General features: G+C 60.2%; 4 protein-coding genes. All 4 read left to right on the forward strand.

Annotation, left to right across the window (positions count from 1 at the left end; all coding sequences use genetic code 11):
• Positions 1-353: 353 nt before the first annotated feature.
• Positions 354-920, forward strand: a complete 567-nt coding sequence (yeiP, locus tag HUJ17_RS02760) for an elongation factor P-like protein YeiP (RefSeq protein ID WP_103916602.1) — start codon at positions 354-356, stop codon at positions 918-920.
• Positions 921-929: 9 nt separating this feature from the next.
• On the forward strand, positions 930-1,973 hold the full coding sequence (locus HUJ17_RS02765) for an aminopeptidase (RefSeq protein WP_290509242.1): 1,044 nt from the start codon (positions 930-932) through the stop codon (positions 1,971-1,973).
• Positions 1,964-2,785, forward strand: coding sequence for a rhomboid family intramembrane serine protease (locus HUJ17_RS02770; protein WP_290509243.1), 822 nt, complete (start codon positions 1,964-1,966; stop codon positions 2,783-2,785). Before HUJ17_RS02765 ends, HUJ17_RS02770 begins: the two co-directional genes overlap by 10 nt.
• A 72-nt stretch (positions 2,786-2,857) precedes the next feature.
• Positions 2,858-3,669, forward strand: an 812-nt coding sequence (locus HUJ17_RS02775; protein ID WP_290509244.1) for a TRAP transporter TatT component family protein, incomplete at its 3' end; no start/stop codon positions are given.

A 3,669-nucleotide genomic window follows, 5' to 3' on the forward strand; every position in this document is an offset into this window, starting at 1 on the left:
GCCTTCATCGGTGACGACGAATTCCACCATCATCTCTGGGCCATGCTGTTGCGCAGCCGCATCCGTGTGCGCCTGCATTTCTGCGACCCGATATCGGCTCAGGGCACGGATCGGAAGGGGCTTTGTGAGGCGGCGTGGAACAGTGTTGAGCAACTAATAGTTAATAATGAATAATTAATAACGCGCAAGCGGGCTTTATCGCTATTCTGACGCAAGAGGCCGCGACCAAACTTTGGTCGCGGCCTCTTGCGTTAGTAAAGCCAGACCGTTGCTCGCGCAACTATTAACTATTCATTATTAACTATTAATTGCTAGCATTTGCCCTTCCAACACACCAAGGACCCTCCCCAACCATGACCCGCGCCAGCGATCTGAAGAAATCCGACGTTATCGAAGCCAACGGTACCCTTTACGCCATTCGCCAGATCGAGGTGCAGTCGCCCTCGGCCCGGGGTGCGGCGACATTGTATCGGGTGAAAGCCAGTGCGGTGGGCGGTGGACCCAAGTTCGAAGAACGCTACAAGGGGGATGATGAGGTAACCACCGTGGAACTCCTGCGCCGGCCGGTGCAGTTTTCCTATGTGGATGGTGATGATTACATCTTCATGGATAACGAGGATTTCTCCCAGTACCTGCTCAAGGCCGAGGACATTGCCGACGAGTTGGCCTTTATTACTGAAGACACCGAAGGTCTGCTGGCGCTGCGGGTGGACGATGCGGTGATCGGCCTGGAGCTGCCTGCGTCGGTGGTGCTGGAAGTCACCGAGACCGCCCCGGCCATGAAAGCGGCCTCTGCCTCCGCACGCACCAAGCCGGCCACCCTGAATACCGGGCTGGTGGTGCAGGTGCCGGAATACATCGTGGAAGGGGAAAAGGTGCGGGTGAACACCGCCGAGCGCAAATTCATGTCCCGGGCCTGATTCCGGATCATGCGGGTATTACGGGGTGTCACGCTGGCGGCTATGACGCTGCTTGCCGGTTGCCAGCTTGGCTATTACAGCCAGGCCGCCAAAGGGCATTTGTCGCTGATGGGCCAGCGCGAACCCCTGGAGGCGGTGCTGGCGGACCCCCAAACCCCTCCACAGATTGCCCATTCCCTGCAGTTCAGCCAGCAGGTGGTACGCTTTGCCGGGGACAATTTGGCGCTGCCCGCCGAGGATGTCTATCACCAGTATGTGGCCCTGGAGCAGGACGCCGTGGTCTGGAATGTGCTGGCGGCACCGGCCTGGTCACTGACTCCCAAAACCTGGTGTTACCCGCTGATTGGCTGTGTCAGCTACCGGGGGTATTTCCAGCGCCCGGCGGCGGAAAAGGCGGCCGCACGCCTCAGCGAACAAGGGCTGGATACCTACGTGGGCGGCGCTATTGCCTATTCCACCCTCGGCTGGTTTGCCGATCCGTTGACCACGCCCATGCTGCAACGCTCTGAGCCGGCCCTGGCGGAACTGTTGATCCACGAGCTGGCCCATCGACGCCTGTATATCAAGAGCGACACCCGTTTCAATGAATCCCTCGCCACCCTGGTGGGCCGGGAAGGTGCGCTGGATTTCTTTGCCGCCACTGGCGAGCCCTTGCCGGCGGATTTCTGGCAGCGCCGTGAGCAGGTCCGTCAGGCCTTTATGGCCATCGTCACCGATACCCGTGAGGCGCTGAAACAGCTTTACACTGCTGAGCAGGATGCGGAGGTGCTGGCCCGGGAAAAAGCCCGCATCCAGCAGCAGGCCCGGGAGCGCTTTTTCCGTGAGCAACAAAGTCTGCCAGCCCTGGCCGGTTACCGTGGTTTCTTTGACGGGCCGTTGAACAATGCCCAGTTAAACGGTGTCAGTGACTACAATGATCATGTGCCTGCCTTTGCCCGCCTGCTGGAACAATGCCAGCGGGACTGGGACTGTTTCTGGCAGCAGGTGGAAAACCTGGCCGCGCTGACGCCGGCACAACGTAACAATGCCCTGGAGGGCCTGGCATGGAACTGATCCGTACCCCGCAGCCGGAACTGGCCGAGCTGTTTGAGCATACCCTCAAGCGCAATGGCTTTGCGGTGGCGCGCCGGGAGGAGGGCAGTGAGCAGATCATCGACCTGCAGGACCCGGCGCAGTACAACCATGCCAAGGCCTTGCTGGAAGAGCTGATTGCCGATCTCAGGCATCAGCAGGGTCGCCAGCCGGTGGAGCCCCTCACCGGGCGTCCTCAGCCACTCATGTCCGGGGGCTGGTTTGCCAGCCTGGGCTGGGTCACCCGCATCGTGCTGATTGTCAGCGTGCTGGTTTACCTGACGCCGTACCTGATGGGCGATGGCGTCTACCGGGCGCTGCTGTTCCCGGCGGCACTGGACGGGCTGGAGAACCAGCCCTGGCGACTAGTGACCCCCATGCTGCTGCACTTTTCCCTGCTGCACCTGCTGTTTAACCTGCTCTGGTGGTCGGACCTGGGCCGCCTGATCGAGCGCTTCCAGTCCAGTGGGCAGCTGGTGCTGGTCACCCTGGTCACCGGTATTACCGCCAATGTGGCCCAGTTCTTCCATACCGGGCCCATGTTCGGTGGTCTGTCCGGGGTGGTTTACGGGCTGCTTGGCTATTTGTGGATTTACGGCAAGGTAAATCCCCAATCCGGTTACCCCCTGCGCCGGGAGATCGTCATCTTCATGCTGGCCTGGATGGTGATCTGCTTTGTGGGGCTGTCCAGTGTGGTGGCCAATGCGGCGCATCTGGCGGGGCTGGTCAGTGGTTGTCTGCTGGGGGCCGGTTTCGGCCTCTGGCGGCGGGCGCAAGGGGTCGGGGCCGTTTGAGTTACCCCGGTCGTACTGCTATAAAGACTGCCAAAACAAATGGTCACAATCATGAAAGGATACTGGCGACCTATGCAGTGGCGCTTCCTACCCGGGTTTGTCCCCTCATTCCTTGTTGCAGCGGTCGTTTCCTTGCAGGGCTGTTCCCTGGCCAGCATCGACGACAACCTGCCCTATGGCGTACTCAACAACAACGACCTTGAGCTGGTGGCTGAAGGCCTGCCCACCTATCTGTTGATGGTGGACGGCCTGATCGAAAACTGGCCTGACAGCGCCTCCATGCTGGCCAGCGGGGCAGACCTTTATGGCGCCTATGCGGGCCTGTTCGTGGAAGACCCGAAACGGGCCCGCAAGCTCAGTGACAAGGCGCTGGATTATGCTTTCCGCTCCGCCTGTGCCCACGATAGCGATTACTGCGACCTGCGTGATTTGTCCGTGCCCGAGTTCGAGGAACTGCTGGAAGATGCCGGCAAGGGCGATGTGCCTATGCTGTTCACCCTGGGCAGCGCCTGGGCCGGTTACATTCAGCAGAACACCAGCGACTGGAATGCGGTGGCTGAACTGGGCCGCGTGGAAGCCATCATGGAGCGTGTAGTGGTTCTGGATGAGGGTTACCAGTATGGCCAGGCGCACATGTACCTGGGCGTGCTGAGCAGCATCCTGCCCGCATCTCTGGGCGGTAAGCCGGATCAGGCGAAGGTCCATTTTGAGCAGGCCATGACCCTGTCAGAGGGAAAGAACCTGCTGGCTCCGGTGCTGTTTGCGGAAAAATATGCCCGTTTGGTGTTTGACCGTGAGCTGCATGATAGCCTGCTGGAAGATGTCCTTACCGCTGATCCGCAGGTGCATGGTCTGACCCTGCAGAATACCTATGCGCAGGAGCA

Source organism: Alcanivorax sp., from assembly GCF_014762765.1.
GTDB lineage: Bacteria > Pseudomonadota > Gammaproteobacteria > Pseudomonadales > Alcanivoracaceae > Alcanivorax.

Coding starts and splice junctions, on each gene's coding strand:
- yeiP (WP_103916602.1), top strand. CDS start 354: ATGACCCGCGCCAGCGATCTGAAGAAATCCGACGTTATCGAAGCCAAC.
- HUJ17_RS02765 (WP_290509242.1), top strand. CDS start 930: ATGCGGGTATTACGGGGTGTCACGCTGGCGGCTATGACGCTGCTTGCC.
- HUJ17_RS02770 (WP_290509243.1), top strand. CDS start 1,964: ATGGAACTGATCCGTACCCCGCAGCCGGAACTGGCCGAGCTGTTTGAG.